The organism is Asaia lannensis NBRC 102526, from assembly GCF_024054035.1.
In the GTDB taxonomy this organism is placed as follows: Bacteria; Pseudomonadota; Alphaproteobacteria; order Acetobacterales; family Acetobacteraceae; genus Asaia; species Asaia lannensis.
Window position 1 is genome coordinate 62,825 of record NZ_JAMXQU010000008.1, and the last position, 21,538, is coordinate 84,362.

General features: G+C 56.9%; 11 protein-coding genes, 1 pseudogene and 1 riboswitch. Of the genes and pseudogenes, 6 read left to right on the forward strand and 6 right to left on the reverse strand.

Annotated features, from left to right (window positions below):
* Positions 1-7: 7 nt before the first annotated feature.
* Positions 8-3,073: an efflux RND transporter permease subunit gene (locus NF685_RS10980; protein WP_252849620.1), complete on the forward strand. Its 3,066-nt coding sequence runs from the start codon at positions 8-10 to the stop codon at positions 3,071-3,073.
* A gap of 7 nt (positions 3,074-3,080) precedes the next feature.
* Here the strand turns inward: NF685_RS10980 and NF685_RS10985 are convergent, their stop codons facing one another.
* Both NF685_RS10985 and NF685_RS10990 read right to left on the reverse strand, forming a co-directional pair.
* Positions 3,081-3,461, reverse strand: coding sequence for a VOC family protein (locus NF685_RS10985; protein ID WP_222548272.1), 381 nt, complete (start codon positions 3,459-3,461; stop codon positions 3,081-3,083).
* Positions 3,462-3,754: 293 nt separating this feature from the next.
* The gene (locus NF685_RS10990; protein ID WP_252849621.1) at positions 3,755-6,292 is read right to left on the reverse strand and encodes a TonB-dependent receptor plug domain-containing protein; all 2,538 of its coding nucleotides are present in this window, start codon (positions 6,290-6,292) and stop codon (positions 3,755-3,757) included.
* 657 nt (positions 6,293-6,949) lie between these two features.
* On the opposite strand from NF685_RS10990, the gene NF685_RS10995 reads away from it, so the two are divergent.
* Entirely contained in the window at positions 6,950-9,040 is a 2,091-nt protein-coding gene (locus tag NF685_RS10995) for a S46 family peptidase (RefSeq protein WP_252849622.1), read from the forward strand.
* A 279-nt stretch (positions 9,041-9,319) separates the two neighbouring features.
* On the forward strand, positions 9,320-10,504 hold the full coding sequence (locus NF685_RS11000; protein ID WP_252849623.1) for a hypothetical protein: 1,185 nt from the start codon (positions 9,320-9,322) through the stop codon (positions 10,502-10,504).
* A 399-nt stretch (positions 10,505-10,903) separates the two neighbouring features.
* Here the strand turns inward: NF685_RS11000 and NF685_RS14350 are convergent.
* Positions 10,904-11,167, reverse strand: a pseudogene (locus NF685_RS14350) (transposase); the annotation flags it as partial.
* A 1,185-nt stretch (positions 11,168-12,352) separates the two neighbouring features.
* On the opposite strand from NF685_RS14350, the gene arfB reads away from it, so the two are divergent.
* A complete protein-coding gene (arfB, locus tag NF685_RS11005; protein WP_252849624.1) occupies positions 12,353-12,775 on the forward strand; it encodes an alternative ribosome rescue aminoacyl-tRNA hydrolase ArfB in 423 nt (140 codons plus the stop codon).
* Between the two features lie 284 nt (positions 12,776-13,059).
* Here the strand turns inward: arfB and NF685_RS11010 are convergent, their stop codons facing one another.
* Together NF685_RS11010 and NF685_RS11015 are read right to left on the reverse strand one after the other, a co-directional pair.
* Positions 13,060-13,923: an SDR family oxidoreductase gene (locus tag NF685_RS11010; protein WP_252849625.1), complete on the reverse strand. Its 864-nt coding sequence runs from the start codon at positions 13,921-13,923 to the stop codon at positions 13,060-13,062.
* Positions 13,924-14,054: 131 nt separating this feature from the next.
* Positions 14,055-15,425, reverse strand: coding sequence for an NAD-dependent succinate-semialdehyde dehydrogenase (locus tag NF685_RS11015; RefSeq protein ID WP_252849626.1), 1,371 nt, complete (start codon positions 15,423-15,425; stop codon positions 14,055-14,057).
* Between the two features lie 198 nt (positions 15,426-15,623).
* Positions 15,624-15,837: riboswitch (cobalamin riboswitch) on the forward strand.
* Here NF685_RS11015 and NF685_RS11020 point away from each other — a divergent pair.
* Together NF685_RS11020 and NF685_RS11025 are read left to right on the forward strand one after the other, a co-directional pair.
* Positions 15,827-15,970, forward strand: a complete 144-nt coding sequence (locus NF685_RS11020) for a hypothetical protein (RefSeq protein ID WP_252849627.1) — start codon at positions 15,827-15,829, stop codon at positions 15,968-15,970. Its footprint overlaps the riboswitch before it by 11 nt.
* Positions 15,967-17,007, forward strand: coding sequence for a HoxN/HupN/NixA family nickel/cobalt transporter (locus tag NF685_RS11025; protein ID WP_252849628.1), 1,041 nt, complete (start codon positions 15,967-15,969; stop codon positions 17,005-17,007). Before NF685_RS11020 ends, NF685_RS11025 begins: the two co-directional genes overlap by 4 nt.
* A 55-nt stretch (positions 17,008-17,062) precedes the next feature.
* Here the strand turns inward: NF685_RS11025 and NF685_RS11030 are convergent, their stop codons facing one another.
* A complete protein-coding gene (locus NF685_RS11030) occupies positions 17,063-20,359 on the reverse strand; it encodes a TonB-dependent receptor domain-containing protein (RefSeq protein ID WP_252849629.1) in 3,297 nt (1,098 codons plus the stop codon).
* Between the last annotated feature and the right edge of the window lie 1,179 nt (positions 20,360-21,538).

Consider the following 21,538-nt stretch of genomic DNA (forward strand, 5'->3'; position numbering starts at 1 on the left):
CCCTCTCATGTGGCAGTTTCTGCAAAGCAACAGGCTGGCGGTGCTTGCTCTTTGTCTCCTGCTCGTTCTGGGCGGTCTGTGTGTCGTGCCCGGCCTGCCTGTCGAGCCGGTGCCCGATATATCGCCCCAACAGGTGCTTGTTTCAGTCACGGCGCCCGGGCTGGCGACAGAAGAGGTCGAAAAGCAGATTACCTTTCCTCTGGAGGCCAGTCTGACCGGGCTGCCCGATCTGATCGATCTGCGCTCGGTTTCGCGCACAGGGGTCTGCGTCGTTTATCTGCAATTCGACGACCGCTCCGATCTTGACCTCGATCGTGCGCGTATTGCCGAAAAGCTGCAAAAGGCCAAGGAAACCATCGCCGTACCGGTCAGCCTCTCGATGGGACCGCTCGCGACCGGCATGGGTGAAATCATGCAGATCCAGATCAAGGGTGATCGCCGCTATTCGCCGCTGGATCTGAATCGTCTTATGAGCTGGGCTGTGGCCCCGCAACTGCGTCTCGTACCGGGTGTGGCCGATGTCAATGTAAATGGCGGGGCGGAGGAAACCTATACTCTTGCCCTCGATCCGGCGCGGATGCGTGCGCATGACGTGTCGATCGGGCAAATCTATGCAGCCGTCGAAAGCAACAACGCCTCGTCCGGCGGCGGCTGGATTGCCAGACAGGCGGAACAGAATGTTGTGGTCGGGCGTGCACTGATCGGCTCGCTGGCCGATTTTGCGGCGATACCGGTCAGGATGGCTCCCAATGGCGTCGCCCTGCGGCTGCGCGATCTTGGTACCGTCTCTCTGGGCGCGCGTCTGCGTCTTGGGGCTGTGACACGCGACGGAAAAGGCGAGATCGTCAACGGTGTGGTGCTGATGCAAAAAGGCGCAAGCTCCAACGCCACGCTCGCCGCCATCGAAAAAGCCCTGCCTGCCATCAGTCAGACGCTGCCCCCCGGTGTGACGCTCGCGCCCTTCTACAGTCGTGCCACCCTGACCGACGAGACGGTTCATACCATCAAGGAAAACCTCGTTCTTGGGGCTGTGCTGGTCTTTCTGACCCTGCTTCTGGTGCTGGGCAACTGGCGCGCCGCGCTTGTCATCATATCGGTGATTCCGGTCTCTCTCGTCATGGCCTTCGTCGGCATGCGCGTATTTGGAATATCGGCCAATCTGCTCAGTCTCGGTGCGATCGATTTTGGCATGATCGTCGATGGCGCGCTGGTCGTCGTCGAGCATATGCTGGTCGAACGCGCCAGAACGCAGGGCAGGGTCGCGCTCGAAAAACTTGCGACCGAGACAGTCCAGACGGTCATCCGTCCGGTCAGCTTTGCAATTTTCGTCATCATCATGGTCTATCTGCCAGTTCTGACCCTGCAGGGTGTCGAGGGGCGCATGTTCCGCCCCATGGCGCAGACGATCATCATGGGGCTCCTGACCTCCGTGGTCTATTGCTTTGCCGTCGTGCCGGTTCTTTCAGCTCTTGTTCTGAGAAAAGCCCCGCAGGACCGCGAGACGCGTTTCGTTCATCTGATGCGCGGTATCTACGATCCTGCCCTGTCATGGTGCGCACGCCATGCGCGCATCGTGTTCATGACGACGGCTGCCGTTTTCATTTTCGCCCTCGCGCTGGCCTCGCGTCTGGGAGGCGAGTTCGTGCCCCAACTCGAAGAAGGCGCTCTTGTGGTCAGCGCCACACGCCTGCCGAGTGCTTCGCTGCCGACGGTGCTGGCAGGCGTCACCCAGGAAGAGCGCCTGCTGATGCAGTTTCCCGAGGTGGAAACAGTTGTCAGCAATACCGGTACGGCCGCCATTCCAACCGATCCGATGGGCACGAACGAGACGGACAGTTTCGTTTTCCTCAAACCCAGATCGCGCTGGCGTAGTGGCATGACGCAGGCGCGTCTGGTCGATGCCATGAGCAGGACCCTGAATCAGGGCCTGCCTGACGCGGCCTATTCCTTTACGCAGCCTATCGAGATGCGGATGGATGATCTGCTCTCGGGTGTACGCACGCAGCTTGCCGTGTCGATCTATGGCGACGATCTGGCACTGCTGGACAAGCTTGCCGCAAAACTTGTGGGTACGATCGGTGCAGTGCCGGGGGCTGCGGATGTGGCACAACAGGGCGAGGGCAAGGTGCCCTATCTGCATGTCGATATCAATCGTGAGGCAGCCGCCCGTCTGGGTGTGGGCGTGCCGGATATTCTGGCAACCGTCGAGGCCATTGGAGGGCATATCGGCCGACCGGCCATTGTTGATAACGCGCTCGTTCCTACCCAGATACGGTTTCGCGATACGGCAACCGCCACCCAGGCCCGTATTGCCGGACTGCAGATACGACGCGAAGACGGACAGGGCTGGGTTCTGTTGCGCGATGTCGCGCGTATTGCTGTGGATGAAGGCAGTGCGCGTGTTGATCGGGACTCGCTGCACAGGCGTGTCATCGTTCAGGCCAATGTGCGTGGGCGCGATGTGCGGTCTTTCGTGAGCGAGGCGCAGCGCAAGGTCGGGCAGGAAATGGTTCTGCCTTCGGGTTATCGTCTGGAATGGTCCGGGCAGTTCCGTAATCTGGATTCAGCCATGAAGAGGCTGGCGCAGGTCGTGCCTGTAGCACTCCTCATGATTTTCGTTTTTCTCGTTCTCGCGCTCGGTTCGCCGCGTGCTGCCTTGCTGGTGTTCATCAATCTGCCGGTTGCGGCAACCGGAGGGATTTTCGCTCTGGCGATACGAGGTCTGCCGTTCAGTATTGCTGCAGGTATCGGGTTTATCGCGCTTTTTGGCGTCGCCATTCTGAACGGCGTGGTCCTGGTCAGCCAGATCACGGCTTTTCGCCGGGAAGGGCTCGGTGCGGCCGATGCGGCTTTTGCTGCGGCCAAAGCGCGGTTCCGCCCTGTTCTGGCAACGGCTTCGGTGGCCAGTCTCGGATTTTTTCCCATGGCGTTTTCAGGCAGTGCCGGGGCAGAAGTCGAACGCCCTCTGGCAACCGTCGTGATAGGAGGGCTGATTACCTCAACCCTCCTTACCCTGCTGGTTCTGCCGCTGCTCTACGCGCGGTTTTTCGCGCGGCACGATAAAACAGCGTGAAGGGCGTTCAGCCCATATGGTGCAGGGCGCAGAGCTTGTTGCCTGCGGGGTCGCGCAGATAGGCAAGATAGAGCGTGCCGATCGGGGATTCACGCGGACCGGGCGGATTTTCGATGGCTGTGCCGCCATTGGCGAGGCCTGCCTTGTGCCAGGCTTCCACAGCGTCGGGTGAGTTTGCAGCGAAGCCGATCGTGCCGCCATTGGCGCCCGTTGCAGGCTTGCCGTTGATCGGATGACCGACGATCAGTCTTCCACCGCTATGGACGTAGAAAAGCCGTCCTTTCGTATCGGCTTCGCCGGGAGGACAGCCAAGAGTACCGAGCGTTGCATCGTAGAAAGCTCTGGAGGCTTCCAGATCGTTGCCGCCGATCATGATGTGACTGAACATGGAAATCATCCTTTTCTTATGGGCCGATCATGAACGGCACGCTCTTGCGGGGCTGTCGTCATCATGTCGTTTCCGGGCAGAGGACTCTGCCTGCCGGGAGCATTGAAAGATCGGCGTTTGCTGTCAATGCACAGATCTTCACAGCTGCGAGCCCAAGACCTTGCTGGACAGTCATCCGGTTCAGGTTTCGTGCTGAAATGACGAAGAACCGAAAGATGAAGGACCAGAGGCGTGACGGCTTCCGGTCCTTTGTCGGGATGATTATTTCCCCGCACACTGCCGCGCCGGGCAGATCAGAGGCTGGCGCTGACCCGGCCGAAATAGTAGCCGCCGGTGAATGGGACCTGATTCGAGAACTGGTCGTACATCGACCCACCTGCTGGCACGAGATTGCCCGGGAGACGACGGGGGCGGACATTGAATACGTTATTCACACCAATCGAGGCATGGACGCGCGAGGTGATCTTGTAGCCCACCTCAAGATCGGTCAGCCAGCGCGGGGTGTTCTTGAACTGGCCGAAGCAGGAGTTCGAGTAACGCAGCGCACCGCCACTGGCGCAGGTGGCCGAGGCCGGCGTCCAGTCCTGATAGGTCATCATGTTTGTGGTCTCGCCATAACGGCTCTGGCGGATATTCACATCCCATTTGCCAACGGTCCACAGCGCGTTGAGGATGATCTTGCTGCGGGGTGTGGCGGTGGTGATATAGGCGATTGTCTGTTCGTTCAGCAGCGGCTTGCCGATGGTCGAAATGCCATTGTGATGCAGGCGTGTGCGGTTGAGATTGAAGGCGGCTGTCAAAGCCAGATTGCCGTAATCATGCATACGCACCAGATAATCGGCCTTGATGTCGAGCCCCTGCGTGCGCGTGCTGGCACCATTCGAGAGGAAATAAGCCGAAGACGCTGCAGAGTTGGTGGCCGTCGGAGAGACATCGAAACCGAAGGACCGTATTGCTTCGAGTGCCTGTGCGCCGCGCACCGTGCCACCCTGCACGATACGATCACGCAGATTGATCTGGTATACATCGGCCTCGACATGCAGGCCTCGTACCGGCTCCATGGTAAAGCCTGCACTGGCATTGACCGAGCGTTCCGGCTTCAGACCCTGCGCACCCAGTGAGCGGGCTGCGGCGGACTCAACCGGGAGCTGACCGCCAACGCTGCCAGTACCGGCAAAGATGTTCAGACGACTGAAATGCGATTCCTGCAAGGTTGGCGCACGGAACCCGTTGGCGATGGTGCCACGCAGCGCGAAACGATTGGTGAAGTCGTAACGTGCGGAAAGCTTGCCGTTTTCGGTGTTCTCGGTGTCGGTATAATATTCATAGCGACCCGCCACATCGATGGAGAGCTTGCGTGTGGGGCGGAACGTCGCATCGACATAGGCCGAATAGATGTTGCGATACCATGTGCCCGCTGATTGCGGCGGTATACCGGCATGTTCCACCGGACCGCCATCGAGATAGGATTCAGGATTGCCGGAAATGATCTGATAGGAATCCAGACGGTGTTCGCCGCCGAAAGCCAGACTGACCGGCATGGACCATATTTTGAAGCCGCGACGCAGGTCGAGATTATTCGTCCATTGCGTGTTTTTCTGGGTGTAGTCCCAGAATTTACTCGGTGAGTAACCCGTGCGGGCCAGTTCGCCCAGGTTGACGTTGTCGCGAATGCTGATGCGTGAATTATCGCCGCCATAAACGGTCGAGAGATTCCAGTCGAAGCCGAACAGGTTTTCGCCCTTGATCCCGAGTTCGGCGGCATAATCAAGCTCGTCATCGCCAGTGATCGGGCGCAGCTCCTCGATTCCTGCAGCTGGGACGACATAGGGGTATTTATAAGCCATCATATCGGCATGGCGGTAAGCGAGCGTGGCCTGACCGTATAATTCGATTCCCTCAGCGAGAGGCTTGCCGAAATTGAGCGCAAAATTCTCACGCGTTTCGCGCGGCGTGCTCAGATAATCGGTCTTGCGGCCACGCCAGCTCTCCGATCCCGGTTTGACGCCCACAAAATAGTTCTTGGTATCAGCGCCAGCTGGCCAGTAGCCGAGCAGGGCATGATCCGGCCCCCAGGCTATGGCATGCTCGGTGTGATAGAACTGCGCGCCAAGATGAACGTATCCATCCCTGCCAAGCTTGAACCCGCCATCGGCATCGAGCTGATATTGCTCGCCACTGCCCAGATAGGCATTGGCACCGCCCTGCGCGCTGAGATTCAGGCCATGGTCCTTTTTCTTGGTGATGATATTGACCACACCGGCGATGGCGTCAGAACCATACATGGCCGCCGCACCGTCTTCGAGCACTTCGATATGGTCGATCATATTGCCCGCGAGCATGTTCAGATCGACGCCGGAAGAGGCAAACTGTGGACCGGGTTTCTGCACGATATTGGCTGTGGAATGACGGCGCTTGCCATCGACCAGAACCAGCGTCTCGTTTGGCCCCAGACCGCGCATCTGAATGGATGACACCAGCGAGTTGGTGTTGGAACCGCGAGCGCTCATGGTGATGGAAGGATAGGTGCGTGTGAGCGCATTGGCGACATTCAGCTCGCCCGAGCGCTCCAGCGTCCTGGAGGAGATCACCACGACGGGGCTGATGCTCTGGCGCGCTTTCACATGGCTTTCACGCGTGCCTGTCACGACCACCTGTTCACCGTCATCCGGGCCTTTGACGAATTTGTTTTTCTTCGTCAGAGCGGTGGTCTTGTCCGCTTTTTTCTGCGCGATCTCCTGAGCATCGGAGGCGCTTGCGGCATCGGCAGCGCGGCTCACGAACGGTGTGCAGGCAGTCGTTGCAACGAGGAACAGGGCAAGTCTTTTCACCGGTCTCTCCGACACGTGTCTTTGATGTAACCGGTCGCAGAAGCGTTACTCGTTGCGTTTGAGTAAAGTTAAGATTTTATGGCAATATGTCGTATTGTTTCTGATATTTGTATAAATATGTCGAACATTTTGGTGTAATCTGAAGTGGTGATCTGTAGTTATTTATTGTTGAAGTATTTTCAAATACTGAGTGGGTCGTGCTCGTATCGGGACTGGAAGCAGGGCCGCCTTATGGAGATAGCCATAGGATATGCATGATAGGGAACGGGTCGTGAAACGGGTACACAGGGTGCGTGTTGTCCCGATTGCCCGACATTCTGCGATAACGGACGGTGCAGAACCACGAAACAGCATGTAACGACTTTCTAAAATGACGTTTATTTTTCAGGAATTTTTGCCGCTTTCCTGTGAAGGTTTTTCCGGTGCAAGCGCGCGTTATGAGCGCTGTCAGAAAACTGTCATACCGTCAGATCGGTCCTGAGGGGTGGTTTCAGCCCTCTGCCGGACGTTTGGCGCGATGATGCTACCGTGCCCGTCGAATACTCGGCTTGCGATAAACGATGATTCGGTATCGCATCGTTGCAGGCGCCGCGATTTGCAAATCGGTCCGGCTTGTGGATTGATACATTATATCATTGTTGTTTCGAGAGCCTGCCCATGTCGAGATCCCTGTCGTCGCTACTGCTTTCAACCACCCTGATCGGGGCTGTCGCCTTGAACAGCACCGCTCATGCCGATGAGGGGATGTGGACGTTCGATCATCTGCCCAAGGCAGCGCTTCAGAAAGTCTATGGGTTCACACCGGATTCTGCCTGGATCGACCATGTCGTCCAGTCTTCCGCACGGCTGGCAGAGGGCTGCTCGGCCTCATTCGTATCGGGCGATGGTCTGGTGATGACCAATCACCATTGCGCCAATTCCTGCCTCGCAGCCCTGTCAGACAAGGATCACGACTATTTCCGCGACGGGTTCTACACCAAGGATCTGGCAGACGAGCGTCAGTGCCCCGGAATGGAACTGGACCGTCTGGATACGATGAAGGACGTATCGGCCCCTGTGGCCGATGCGACAAAGGGTAAACAGGGCGCCGCCTATTCTTCAGCCCTTCAGGCCGTCGAGAGCAAACTCACCAAGGACTGTGTGGGGGGAGACGATGCGCATTGGCGATGCGACATGGTGTCTCTCTACCATGGCGGTCAGACAGCGCTTTATCGTTATCGTCGCTACAAGGATGTGCGTGTGGTAATGGCGCCCGAGCAGGGCATCGCGTTCTTCGGAGGCGATCCGGATAATTTCGATTATCCACGCTACGATATCGATCTCTCCATGCTGCGTGTCTATGAGGGCGGCAAGCCGGTTCACACGCCTTTTCTGCAGGTCGATCCCAACGGGCCCAAGGCCAACGATCTCGTCTTTACCTCAGGTAATCCCGGGCGCACGCAGCGTGGCCTGCCCGCAGTCGCTCTCGCTTTCCAGCGTGATGTTGCCAATCCCGCCATTATTGCCATGCTCTCCGTGCAGGAGGGAATGCTCTGGCAATATAGCCGTGAAAGTGCAGAGCACGAGAAACAGGCCGAGAATACGCTGTTTGGCATACAGAACGGCCTCAAATCCTATTCAGGTACGCAAGCCGCGCTGCAATCGAGCGATATCGTCGCCCGGCGCGCCAAGGAAGATGCAGCCCTCCAGGCCTGGATCGACGCAGATCCTGCACGGCGCGCTGCCTATGGCCAGCCTTTCGTTGCGATGAACAAAGCCATCGCGCTGGAAAAAGACCTGTTTGCGCGCAATCTCGCCATCGGCATGGTGTTCCGCGGTTTTCTCGATAATGTCATAACGCTTGTCGAAGGGGCGCATGAACGCGTCAAACCCGATGCCCAGCGTCATGCAGGTTATCACGATGCCCAGCTTGGTGAGATCGAAACCCAGCTCGGTGCTCAGGAACCGTTCTACCCCGAGCTTCAGACAGGTCTGCTGGCGCTGAACCTGACAAGCCTGCGCCAGACGATCGGTGCAGACGATGCCCTGACCCATCTTGCTCTGGGCAACGAGACCCCCGACGCTGTTGCCGCTCGTCTTATCAAGGGGACCACGCTGGGCGATCCTGCCAAGCGTCTTGCCCTGTGGAAGGGCGGACTGACTGCAATCGACGCATCAACAGATCCTCTGATCGTTTTTGCACGCCGTCTTTACCCGGCCTATTCGGCTCTGCACGACAAGATGCGCGACGAGGTTGCAGCACCGTTGCGCAAGGCTCAGGGCGATATTGCGCGTGCAAGATTTGCTCAGGCGAAGGCCGAAAACCGTCTTGATACGCTTTATCCCGATGCGACATTCTCCCCACGTCTGTCCTACGGAACGGTGAAAGGCTGGCGCAAGAACGGCACTGACGTTGCACCCTTTACCGATTATGCGGGGATGTATCGTCATGCGACGGGAAGCGAGCCGTTCGCATTGCCGAAGCGCTGGCTGGATGCGAAGTCGAAGCTTGATCTGACGACGCATCTGGATTTCGTATCGACCAACGATATCGTCGGTGGAAACTCAGGCTCGCCCGTGCTGAACCGTGAAGGCAAGGCTGTCGGTCTGATTTTCGATGGGAATCTGCCGAGCCTGGCTGGCGATCTGTATTACGACATCAGCAATAACCGTGCCGTCGCAACCGATACGAGTGCGATCGTCACGGCACTGCGCATTGTCTATCACGAAGATGGTCTGGCTGACGAACTCGTCAACGGTCATCGTTGATCTCACGCCGGATCTGTAGGGGATACAAGACTGAACCTTCCGCCTGTTGCAGGCTGGAAGGTTCAGGCTCTGCCGCGCAGCGCAGGATTCTGCCCTCTCATAACGATGTGCACTATTCGTCATGAGAAGGTCTGAAACGGGGGGTACGGAAAGCCCGCTCTGCGCAAAATATATGTATAAGCAGACGCTCGTGAGCGAAAAACCGGGTCCACCTTTTCACACCTGTCCCTAGCAGGTAGGGTTTTCAGCAAACAGACTGAAGTAAAGGCCCTGCATCATATGTCAGATAACAAAAAAAAATCTGAATTACTTTTTGCACAATCTGCTGCTGCGATTTTGAATGTAAAGTGGAATTTCCAAGAATCTGAAGAGCCTGACTTTTTGGTTTCGTCTTCCGATGGAAATTTTGGTCTGGAAGTTACGGAGTGCTCCTCAGGAAAGATCGGAAAAGGCGGATCGGTAGAACGTAAAGATGCGGCATTTCGAAAAAAGAAAATGAGCGACATGCAAGCATGTCTTTTGAAAAAATACCCTGAAATAGAAAAATGGAATCTACAATATATAAATGAATGGAATATAGATATTAATAGTCATATCATTTGCGCTATAGAAAAAGCGCTAAAGGATGAAAGTAAAACAATAGGATATCCAATATTTCCTGAAAATAAAGGTTCTCTTGATTTTAGATACATAATGATCCAGAAGGACAAAAGTAATGGTAGAGGTTGTTGGATTTTTTCTGCTGATAACAGCCCGGTAAGGGTAATTGCAGATTATCCACTCGAAAGAGCAATCAAAGCGAAAAAAGAAAAACTACCAGCGTATCGGAATAAATCGAATGATACACGTCTTCTCGTCGTCGCCACCCCCTTTGAATCTGGGGCAAATGTTAGTCTAGGTTTGGAAGAAATACCAGATTTACACGGATTTAACAAAATATATTTTATGCATTTTCCTAATTATATTATTGAATATTATATGGATCAGAATGGTTCTGTATCCCAGAAAGAGTACACGTTAACAGGTAGGACTGCGGAAAGTGCGATTGAAGAATCCGCCCGAATGCGCGGCATGTCGGCTCTCAATTGCATGGATCCTGCCCATTCTTTGCGCGAAGCTGTTAATTTGCTAGTAACAGGCACGGTCGACAGTCTGGTTGACCCGAAAGGCGATGTTGGTTGCTTGTTTAATATCGACATAACAACAAACCACCCCGATTATAAAGACCACGCGCGTGATCTGGCACAACGACGCTCCATTTTTGGCAAACTCCTGTCCGTACGGTTGCAAAAATGGTTACAGCTCGATCAGGCAGAAGCGCTTTCAGCGTCCATCGTCAATGTTATGCAAAATATAGCGAATCAGGCGCGTGAAGGCTCTGACAGAGATGCTCTTCTGATTTTCGCGGCTGATGCCGTTCGGGCCATTACCGATGCAGAAGACCAGCTCTCCCCGCCATCCTGACCACTCAGGGTGCGACCGCTCCTTTGAAAGACTAGGTCGCTTAATTATCGGTATCGTCTTCCTTGCTCAAGGTCACCTTTCAGGAGGTTCAGGCTCAGAGGGCAATGGCCGACACCTGCGAGAGCAGAGCGTCGACCGCCCGGCATATACCGGCTATGGTGGCTATCTGCATGTAAGCAGCAGATAGAGGGAGTGACCATGGAATGTTTCCGGATTGATGAAAGCGGCTACACAGGGTTTGACCTGCTCAGTTCGCAACAGCGTTTCCAGGGAGCTGCGGCAATTGCGATTAGCGACGCGAACGCTAGTCGCCTGCTCAACAAACACTTTCCGCGCCTCCAATCCGCAGAGTTGAAATACCGTGCTCTATCACGACGCCCGGGCAACCGGCCTCATTTACTAGGTTCTATGGACAAAGCTGACCCAGAGGAATGCTGAAGCGATGGAGACGAAGCCAAGATAGGACTGTGCGGTCTTGTCGTATCTGGTGGCGACCCTCCGCCAGTTCTTGAGCTTGTTGAACATGCGCTCGATGCGGTTCCTCAGCTTGTAAGCGTGCCGATCATGACTGGCAGGGTTCCGCCTCCCGCGTTTGGCCGGGATCACCGGACGGGCACCGTTGTAGGCGATGTCGGCGCGAATCTGGTCGGCGTCGTAGCCGCGATCCGCTAGGAGCTAGTCGAGACGCCTGCTGATCATGAGCCTGTCCGGGCGTCAGGATGAAGGCGAGCGGTAGCCCCCGGGCGTCGCAGCAGGCATGGAGTTTGGTTGTGAACCCTCCCCGCGATCGGCCGAGCGCCTCGCTCAATCCCGTCAGGCTTTGTCCACGGAACCTAATTGCGAGGGCACGACATTCAGTCATACCTTACGATACACTCTGTTCGATACGCCCAGTGTGCTCTCGAACGAGGGGATTCATCTGCGCTTCGCTTATCTTAGTACTCGCAGTGTCTTCGACGTCTGGTGGGTAGCAGTCAACGGCGATCTCATCTCGACCGGTTTGCTACCCGGTCGATTTGGTATCCATGTCCATCTATCCTGCCCGCTTCCGCCCAGAAACCCCGCCAATGGTGTAAAAATTCTCTTTGATGGAATCATTGCAGCCCTACAAGAAAACAGCATAGTTCCGGCAGATGATGTGGTGCTAAGGCTCTCTCGCAAGCATGGCATCGACGCAGAGCTACTGCGCAACAGGATTGGCCGGTCAATTTATCCATTTTACAAGGGGACTATCCAACCAGCGACGTGTAATGAAAGAGGTACATTTCGCGTCCCTCCTACTTTCGATTTTCAAAGAAACGGAGATAGATCGGTGCCCATGTGAAGCCCACTCATGAACGCCACGTCTGGTTTGGGGGGCTTTCGGTCGGTCCGTTTTGAAGCACCCAAACCATGGTTCTAGCCGTTTATTCGACGACGTGAGGTAGCGACTGTGCGCTCATCCCGGATGCTTGTACCTAGGTCGGTCTGTTCGATTGTAGATGCGGTAGTCTGCTGTTACACGCATGATTCGGCATGAGACACTAAAACGTCTTCGACAAAGAGTTGCGCAGCGAATTTGCTGGGCGCGGTCTTGCACGAGAAACCCGGCGACACCTCCAACTCCGTCCCAACCGCAATACGACCCGACTTTGAGGCGTATGGGTAGGCGCGCAACCCCTACACCCTAACCAGCGGCCTGCCGAGATGGCCGCCCGGCCGCAACCCATGAAAGAGAGATAGGGGCGTGCTCTGCGGCACCTGCATGGGGCGCGTTGCTGGGGAAAAGACCTCCTTATGGGAGCACTTGAAGGCTTCATGCACAGCGCATGCGGGTATTTCGCGGTGCGATATGCTATGAGGCGCCGCATGGCAATTTCCATTCTTCCCGGCCTGTCTCTTCCCGACAGTGAGCTTGAAGTCAGCTATATCCTGGCGTCCGGGCCCGGTGGCCAGAACGTCAACAAGGTTGCGACCGCTGCGCAGCTGCGTTTCGATGCCGCGCGTTCAGCGTCCCTGCCCGAACGGGTTCGTATGCGGCTGCTGGAGATCGCCGGTAGTAGGGCGACACGAGATGGTGTCATCGTCATCACGGCCCGGCGCTTTCGCACGCAGATCCGCAATCGCGAAGACGCAATCGAACGTCTGGTAACAATGATCCGCGAAGCCGCCCACCGTCAGGCCTTCCGCGTGCCCACGCGCCCGGGCCGGGCGGCGCGAGCGCGCCGAATGGATGGAAAATCCCACCGTGCGGGGATCAAGCGCGGACGGGCTGCGCCTCGCGAAGACTGAGATCCGCGGCCTGGGTCTCTGAAATGCAAGGGTCGAGACGTTCCTCTGCGGACGATGCAACAGAATCAGTTTCGCCGGTGACGTCACGTTAACTGATGGACGGGGGTCGAAGCTCGTGAAGAGGTTTTTCAAACGCTGAAAGCAATTGCCTTGCAGAAGAGCGTTTCGGACCGTCCTTCGCCGTTTTGCGCTCATTGCGCCTACTTCCGATAATCCGAAGGAAGCGGAAGTAGGCCTGCATACAGGAAGCGCAGTTCCTGGCTGATTGTCCGGGATGGGAGAAATCAGATGACGGGGGTACCGCCTGTTACGGCGATTGTCGCGCCGGAAATATAGCTGGCCTCGTCGCTGGCGAGCATGACATAGGGCGCAATCAGCTCGACAGGCTGACCCGGGCGTCCGAGCGGCGTGTCTTCACCGAAAACGTGCACATGATCGCCATGCATGGTTGCCGGGATGAGCGGCGTCCAGATCGGGCCGGGTGCGACGGTATTGGAGCGTATGCCTTTTTCTCCCAGAAGCTGGGCCAGACCGCCACTGAAGTTCTGAATGGCTGCCTTGGTTGCCGAATAGGCGAGAAGGCGCGGTTTGGGGCTGTCTGCGTTCACCGAGATCGTATGGATGATCGAGGCCCCGCGCTTCATATGCGGCACAGCATGGCGTGTCAGACGGAAGGTCGCGCCAATATTGGTCGCAAATGTGTCGTCCCACTCATCTTCGGAAATATCCTCAAGCGCCAGACGCTCGACCTGGAACGCCGCATTATTGACGAGAACGTCGAGTTTGCCGAAGGTCTCCATGGTCTTATCGATAATGGATTTGCAGGTTTCACGGGACTTTAGATCACCGGGGAGAAGAAGCGCCTTGCGGCCGGCTTTCTCGATCCAGTGCTTTGTCTTCTGGGCGTCTTCCTCTTCTTCGGGAAGAAAGGAGATTGCGATATCGGCCCCTTCGCGGGCGAAGCCGATTGCAACGGCGCGACCGATCCCTGAATCGCCACCGGTAATCAGGGCCGTTTTCCCTTCGAGCCGCCCCGATCCTTCATAGCTTTCCTCACCATGGTCGGGCAGGGGCGTCATGGCGTTTGTCTGGCCGGGAATGCGGTCCTGAAGCTTCGTATCGAAGGGGGGCTTGGCGAAATCGGTCATGGTGGGGTTATCCGCTTTTGTTGAAGGGCACTGCCTGCATGCAGCGATTACCCCTCTTCATCGCGCCACCGTGAGGTCGGGTTTCATGGCAAACTCTGTCAGGGGAAAAATGCCCCTGACAGAGGGCTTAATCAAACCGAGCGGATCAGCTTGTGATTGATGAATTCCTGAATGCCGTATGAAGAAAGCTCACGACCATAACCGGAATTCTTGACGCCGCCGAAAGGCAGTTCAGGCGCGGTGCCTGTCACGTCATTGATGAATACCATACCAGTCTCGATACGCTCGGCGAGCTTGCGGCCGCGTTCGACAGACGATGTATGAACGGAACCACCGAGACCGAACGGCGAATCATTGGCCAGAGCGACAGCCGCATCCTCATCGGCGACCGGATAGACAATGGCAACCGGACCGAAGATTTCTTCATAGAAAATCGGATTATCCTTGGTGACGCCAGTGAGCAGGGCCGCCTGCATAAAGAACCCTTCGCGATCGAGCTTCTTGCCGCCAGTTACAAGCTTGGCCCCGTTCTTGACGGCCTTGTCGACCTGGCTGAGTGCCAGCTTCATGGCGTTTTCGCTGCTCATCGGGCCATGTGTCACGCCCTGTTCCAGCGGATCGCCGTAACGGAACTCGCTGATCGCTGCGGATAGACGACGAACGAATTCATCGGCCAGCGATTCATGGACGATCATGCGCTTTGCTGCCGTACAGACCTGCCCGTTGTTGGACATGCGCCCGGCCACCGCGCGTGGAATAACCTCATCCAGATTGGCATCGTCCAGCACGATGAAAGGATCGGATCCACCCAGCTCCATCGTCGATTTCTTGAGTGCCTTGCCCGCCTCGGCTGCAACGGCGCTACCTGCGCGCTCGCTCCCCGTCAGGGCTACGCCACGCACTTCAGGGCGTTCGATCAGCTCTGCGGAAACATCGTTGTCGATGAACAGATTGGTCCAGATTCCCTTGGGAGCCCCGGCTTCTTCGAAGAGGGCTTCGAAGGCCAGTGCACATTGCGGGACGCCCGGTGCATGCTTGGCCAGAACGACGTTGCCTGCCATCAGATTGGGCCCTGCAACGCGTGCCAGCTGGTAATACGGGAAGTTCCAGGGCTCGACGCAGTAGATGACGCCAAGAGACTGGCTGAGAACGGTGGCGCGGCCTTCGGCAACCTCGATCTCGCGCGGCGCGAGAAAGGTTTCAGCATTTTCTGCGTAATAGGACAGGATCTTGGCAGAGAGCTCGGTTTCGGCAATCGCCTCGGGAAGGACCTTGCCCATTTCGATTGAAATCAGGCGGGCATATTTTTCCTTGTTCTGTTCAAGGATCTGCGCTGCCTTGCTCACGATGGCCTTGCGCTCGGCAAAGCTGCGATGACGCCAGTCACGCCTATAGACCTCGTGGGCGGCATCGAGTTTTTCGAAGGCCTGAGCCTTGGTGTGAAGGTCGAATTCGCGCTCGGTCTTGCCCGTTGCAGGGTTGATCGTACGATAAACGCTCATCGTTCTCTTCTCCTGTTTGTCGCTGTCCCGGCACGGGGCCGGGTGATTTGTCTGGGGGTAAAAAGGCCCGAACACCCGGTTGGTTGCGTCCAAAAACGGGTAACGGGTCGTCGCGATGCTCTGTGGAGGCGTGCGTTGCCCGGTCAAAAACACGGTATTGCAAGGCGAAACGGGCTTGGCGATGCTGTGCTGTAAAGGCTAGTTTCCGGTGTCGAAGGTCTCGCGCGAGCGAGTGAAAAGGGAATGCCGAACGCAGGGCCGATCTTTCGGGATCGGCGGCGAGACGGCAGCTGTCCCCGCAACTGTGAGTGGTGAGTGTCCCGCCGGGACCACTGGATGGCAAACCATCCGGGAAGGGGCGGGAAGACATGGACCCATGAGCCAGGAGACCTGCCTTCGTCATGTCTGATTGTCTGGCCGGACGGGTCGATCCGGCAGCCGGAGAAACCGATTTGATCTGCTTACCCGCTTACGGCCCGCCGCGCCGGTCCTGGCGCAACGTTCCTGCCGCACTGCATGCCGCATTGCATGGAAAAGCCGCATGAGCGCCCAGCCATCCAGCGGGGCAGGTGAGACGCGCAGCCTGCGTATGCGCGTAACCATTCTCGGTGTGGTTCTGCTGCTTGTGAATGCTGCCTTGTGGATATGGAGCTTCATCCTGTTTCGTGACAGGCCTCTGCTTCTGGGTAATGCCCTGCTGGCATACGGCTTCGGGTTACGCCACGCGGTCGACGCCGATCATATTGCCTCGATCGACAACGTAACGCGCAAGTTTATCCAGATGGGACGTCAGCCGCTCCTGACCGGGTTCTGGTTTGCGATAGGCCATTCGCTGGTGGTGGTGCTTGCGGCGCTGGGCACGGCCCTGCTGTCTCAGGCGATGCAGGACCGTTTCGGGGCATGGCGTGCCGTGGGAGGGATGGCCAGCACGCTGATCTCTGCCGGGTTCCTGTTTGCTCTTGCAATCACGAATTTCATCGTCCTGCGCGGGGCCTGGCGTGCATGGCGCCATGTCAGGGTCGGCGGTGCGATCGAAGAGGAAGATATCGATGCGCTCATGAGCCGGGGCGGCATCCTGTCACGTCTGCTTTATCCGCTTTTCAGGCTGGTTTCGCGCAGCTGGCATATGGTGCTTCTCGGGTTTCTTTTCGGTCTGGGCTTCGATACGGCGACCGAAGTGTCGCTTCTGGGTCTGTCGGCTTCCCAGGCCAGCCGTGGTGTTTCCCTTTCTGCCATCATGATTTTCCCCGCACTTTTTGCCGCTGGCATGGCACTGGTCGATACGGCGGACGGCGTGCTGATGCTGGGGGCCTATCGCTGGGCTTTTGTCGATCCGCTGCGCAAGCTGCGCTACAATATTGTCATCACGCTGGTATCAGTTATCGTTGCAGTCGGGATCGGCAGCATTGAAACGCTCAAGCTGCTGGGAGACCAGATCGGTTTTGCGGGCCGTTTCTGGAATGCGGTCTCCGCCCTGAGCGACAGCTTCAACCAGATCGGATTTATCGTTATCGGGCTTTTTGTGCTGGCGTGGATGCTATCGCTTCTGCTGCATCGCGCCGATTTGCGCCGCAAGGGATAGGCCTGCACCCAGCATTCTGTGTCCTCCTTTTTTCGAGGAGACACAGGAATGCCGGTCAGAAGCTGGCACCTAAATGCATCTGGAAGCTGCGTCCGATCAGTGCTTCGTAATAGCGGCCGATATTATAGATGCCTGAGTCTCTGGGCAGGGCATCGGTGATATTGTTGATGATGAAACTGGTCGAAATGTTTTTGGTGACGGCATAGTCCAGAGAGAGATTGAAATAGGCAAAAGACGGGCGTTTATTGCCCTCATATCGCGATGAGGAAACCTGAAGCGCATAGTGGCTTGGTCCATACCAGAGCGTTTGCCATTGTGCAGTCAGTTTGCCGCGCTGCCAGGTGGTGTTCAGGGTGAAATTGTCGTTGGGCGCGCCAATCGTGCCGGCGAGCAGATAGGTACTGCCCACATAGGTCTGTGTGCTTTTGACGTAATGCACATAATTGCCGCGCAAATCGAGAATTCCGGCATTGTCGGGCAGGCCGAAACGCGTCAGGGGCGTGGTATAATCCAGCGTTGCCTGCAGGGCCTGTGTTTCGAAACTGGCGATATTGTAATAGCCGGACCGGAAAGACGAAATCTGTCCATTGGCGTCACGCGTGAAGGTCGAGCAGAACGCATTATGACCGTAATCGGCTGAGTCGTAGCACGCATCGAGCAGATTGGTTGCGCTCAGATAGGTAATGGCATCCGAAACCTGAACATCGACAAAAGAGGCCTTCATGTCGAACCCTCTGATGAGATGGGGTCTGAATTCAACACTGCCGGTATAGCTTTTGGAGCGCTCGTTCGACAGGTGGTTGTTGCCGCCAGCCGTCCCTTCGATGGAGTAGGAATTGAAATTCGAGGTGAAAGGCTGCGTAATTCCGGCCTTCGCACAATTGGCTGCACGCAATGCCGGATTGGGGCCGGATGCAAGGCCTACATCCGAACAGGGGTCGACCCCGCTCTGATAGGTGGTGGATTGTGGGGCATAAAGCTCGCCGATAGCGGGATTGCGCACTGAGACGGCGTAATTGCCGCTCAGGCCGACATCGCGCATGGGCCACCAGGCTGCACCCGTCATGTAGGTCCAGTACGTGCCGGTGATGCTGTTATAGGTCAGTCGCCCATTGGCTGTCAGGGACAGATGATACACACCCGGTATCTGCATCGCAGGTGCGACAAGTGGGATATCGAGCTCGCCGAAGGCTTCATGCGTGTGATAGGCACCGCCCGTATAGGGAATTGAGGTCTTGTTGCCGTAGGGCTCATAGCTGCCATCGCTCTGTTTCCAGCCAAGCAGATAGGCTCCCGGATCGAAATGGTAGGCCTCGCGTCGATGTTCGTAACCCAGATCCCATTTCACCGGCCCGGCGGGAAGGGTCAGCACGGTCGAGCTGATTTCTGCCTGCAGGTCACGTTGGGTATTGCGGTTTGCGGAGCGCGATTGTGCCGTCACGTAATCGCGTGCTGCAGGGGTCATCCTGTCATAGCCGAACGGGTTGAGCGGTGCGCAGACGGCGCTGCCCGTTGCGATAGGGGCGTTCCGGTACCCCGAAGCGCATTCGATCGTCCCATCGGCCGCTGTCACGGCGTTCAGTGCGTTGACGAGATTGGGAATGACGAGAGCAGGTGCCGTGGTGGCATCGGTGGTACGCGTATATTCACCGCGTATCTTCCAGTCGAACTGCCGCCCCAGCGTATGGAAATCACCCTGCAGCCCCCCCTGAAAGCGGAACATCTGCGCAGTCGTGCGGAATGTTCCTGAGTCGAGGTCCTGATTGAGCCGGTTCAGATAGAACTGATCCGTCGGCAGGCCCTCGGCGGCTAGGGCATTCTTGATGGTTGTGCGCTCGTCGCTTGTCAGATAGGGGTTATCCGTACTCAGGGCGAGCGGCCCGGTGGTGACGCCATCCTGATAATAGCTGCTGCTATATGGCCCATTGTCATTGAGTGTGAGGGCGTTGTTGAAGGCCGCGCTGCTCCACGTTCCCTGGCCAACCTGGTTCTCTGCATTGCTTCTCGCATACCAGCCCTGCCAGTTTGCATGGATATGCGGCGTGAGATCGTAATGGCCGAGAAGCGTCAGGTTCAGCCTGTCGTTCGGCGTGACGATCTGCTGATAATTGCGTGTTGCAACGCCATTGCCCCCAATACCTGTGGCGTTATCGCCCTTGAGCAGTGTTCCGGCATCGAGAGCGACAAGAGATTGCCCATCCTGGCTGAACATCAGCGGCGCCCCATTGGCATTGGCTATGCCCGAGGCGGCAAGGCCTGCATAGGCGCTGCCATAGACTCCTCCATAAACCGGAAGGTCACCGTAATTACCGGTCAGAGACGGCATGCCTGTCAGGGAAGCCTGCAGAAACCGCGCGCCCGATCCGAGAACATAGGTGTAGGGCGAGCTCTGTCCCAGCTCGACGCGATGATAGGCTACGGCATTGGCACCGAACGTGTCTGGCCGGTCACTGGCCACGACACCGGCCTGATTGCGGTATTCCACATCGAAAACGATGCCGCCCTTGTCGTGGTCAAACCCCGTTCCTGCCTTGAACGCGATTTTTTCGCTCGCCGCATCGAGCTGCTGTGACCAGCCTCCCTGACTTTCGAGTGAAACGCCTTTGTAATGATCGTCCAGCGTGTAGTTGATGACGCCCGCTACGGCATCCGCCCCATAGGCGGCGCCCGCGCCCCCAAGGCGTGTATCGACTGTTTTGATGAGCGATGTCGGCAAGGTGCTGACATCGACCTGCGATCCCGATCCTACGCCGTAGATCGAAGCGGTGGCGCCACCACCCATGCGCATGCCGTCGACAAGGGTAAGCGTGCGCTGCGATCCGAGATTGAGCAGGCTGACAAAAGACTGTCCCGCGCCGAAGAGGTTCTGCGCGCCCAGAGGTGAATTATCTCCTACGCTCACCGCCGGGTTCTCTCTAAGCAGCGCAAGACCGAGATCGTTATAGCCACGCAGGGCGATCTGCTTGTCATCGAGTGTCGAGCCGGCCATGACACTCGACAGACGGGATTGAGTCAGGCGTGTGCCGGTGACGAAGATCCTCTCGGCGGGAGAAGAGTTCTTGCCGGCATCCGCGCTGAGTACTGTGTTCTTCCGGTTCTTGTCCGAAGCAGAGGCAGATCGCGTCTTTCCTGCTTTCGTCTCTCGTACGGGCGTGGACATCCGGACGGTATCGGGATGCTTGGAGGGTGTCGTTGCGACCCATGCCGCCTCGTTGCGCGACGCCTTCGCCTTGTCGGCGTAAACGATCAGGCCGGTCGTAGTGCTGCCCAGAAAGAGGGCAATCGCGCGTAGGTAAAGAGTCGTGCGGTAGGATCGTCTGATCGCGCCGTTTGAAACATCTACTCGCTGCATCCTGTCCCCGGTTTGTCCTGTCCTGAAAAAGTCTGGTTAGCGTCCGCACGGGCTACCGATCCGGACCGGGAAGTCACGATTGCCGGAGGCTGGTATCGATCGGATTTCGTGAAGCTGGGCTGTCGACCCCCTCCCTAATCTCGTTTCATTCCATGCGGGAACAAGTAATGCATGGGCGCGTCGATATTGTATCGTTCTGTTGTAAAGCAAACACAGTTGAAGGGAGTAGGCTCAAAGCGGAGTACTGCTGCGCGGTTTGCACAAACATAACAGATACAGTGAGCTTATTGCGATCCATCCCTGCGGGATTTGAAGGGTCTAATGTATGGACGCGTGCAGGCTCTGCAATGTCTTGATGCAGCCTGCTGCGGCCGCGGCCGCAGCAGGCTGTGATGCAGTTCACAGCTATGAGGAATGGGGTGGTTTTCCTGTATCGCGTGACGTGGGCGCTCTATTTCTTGTGGCGCACCCACAAGTTATTGAATGGATATTGTGCCCCTTTCCCATGAGGCTTCGCGAAACCAGTTCAAGGCATAGCCTCGGTCTACACAATGCAACACGGAGCATGTGGCAGCTTGTCGAGAATGATTATGGCTAAGAGGTTTTTCATGGGCTTGCCCTGGCGTCAGGGTGAAAGACAGGGCTTTGCCCCGCCTGTGAGCGGCGACGCAGGCCTTGCTATCGATGCCTCTACGCAAGCAGCCAGATGCTTCACAATCACCTCAGCGCACAAGGACTTCCCTTTTGGGGCTGTTCCTGCCGCCTTGTGACGAGGCCGAATGTTCGTGCCATCGAGGAACATCATGCCCAGAGCAAGGTCCGTTTTTTCACCCTTAAAAAAAGACCTGTAAGTCGCCGAGCGTCGTCTGGTGGCTGAAGAGTTGGGCTGCGATCTGCCAAGGGCTGAGCCCGGACGGGGAAGCTCTGTATTTCGTTACGTTCAGATGCTGCCTTCGGTGCTTGTGGAAAACTGCCGACATGGTCCGCCGCAGAACGCGCGGCGGGCGTCTTGCCTTTCAGTCGAACTGCATCGATCAGTGCTTCCATACCGCCCCTGCATCATGGGGAAACGCTGATCGCAACATGATCACCGCAAGAAGCTTGGCGGCCCTATCCACGCCTAAAGCCCTAACGCGCTGAAGGAGCAGTTGAAATGACAGATAACTGAGTGGTCACAAA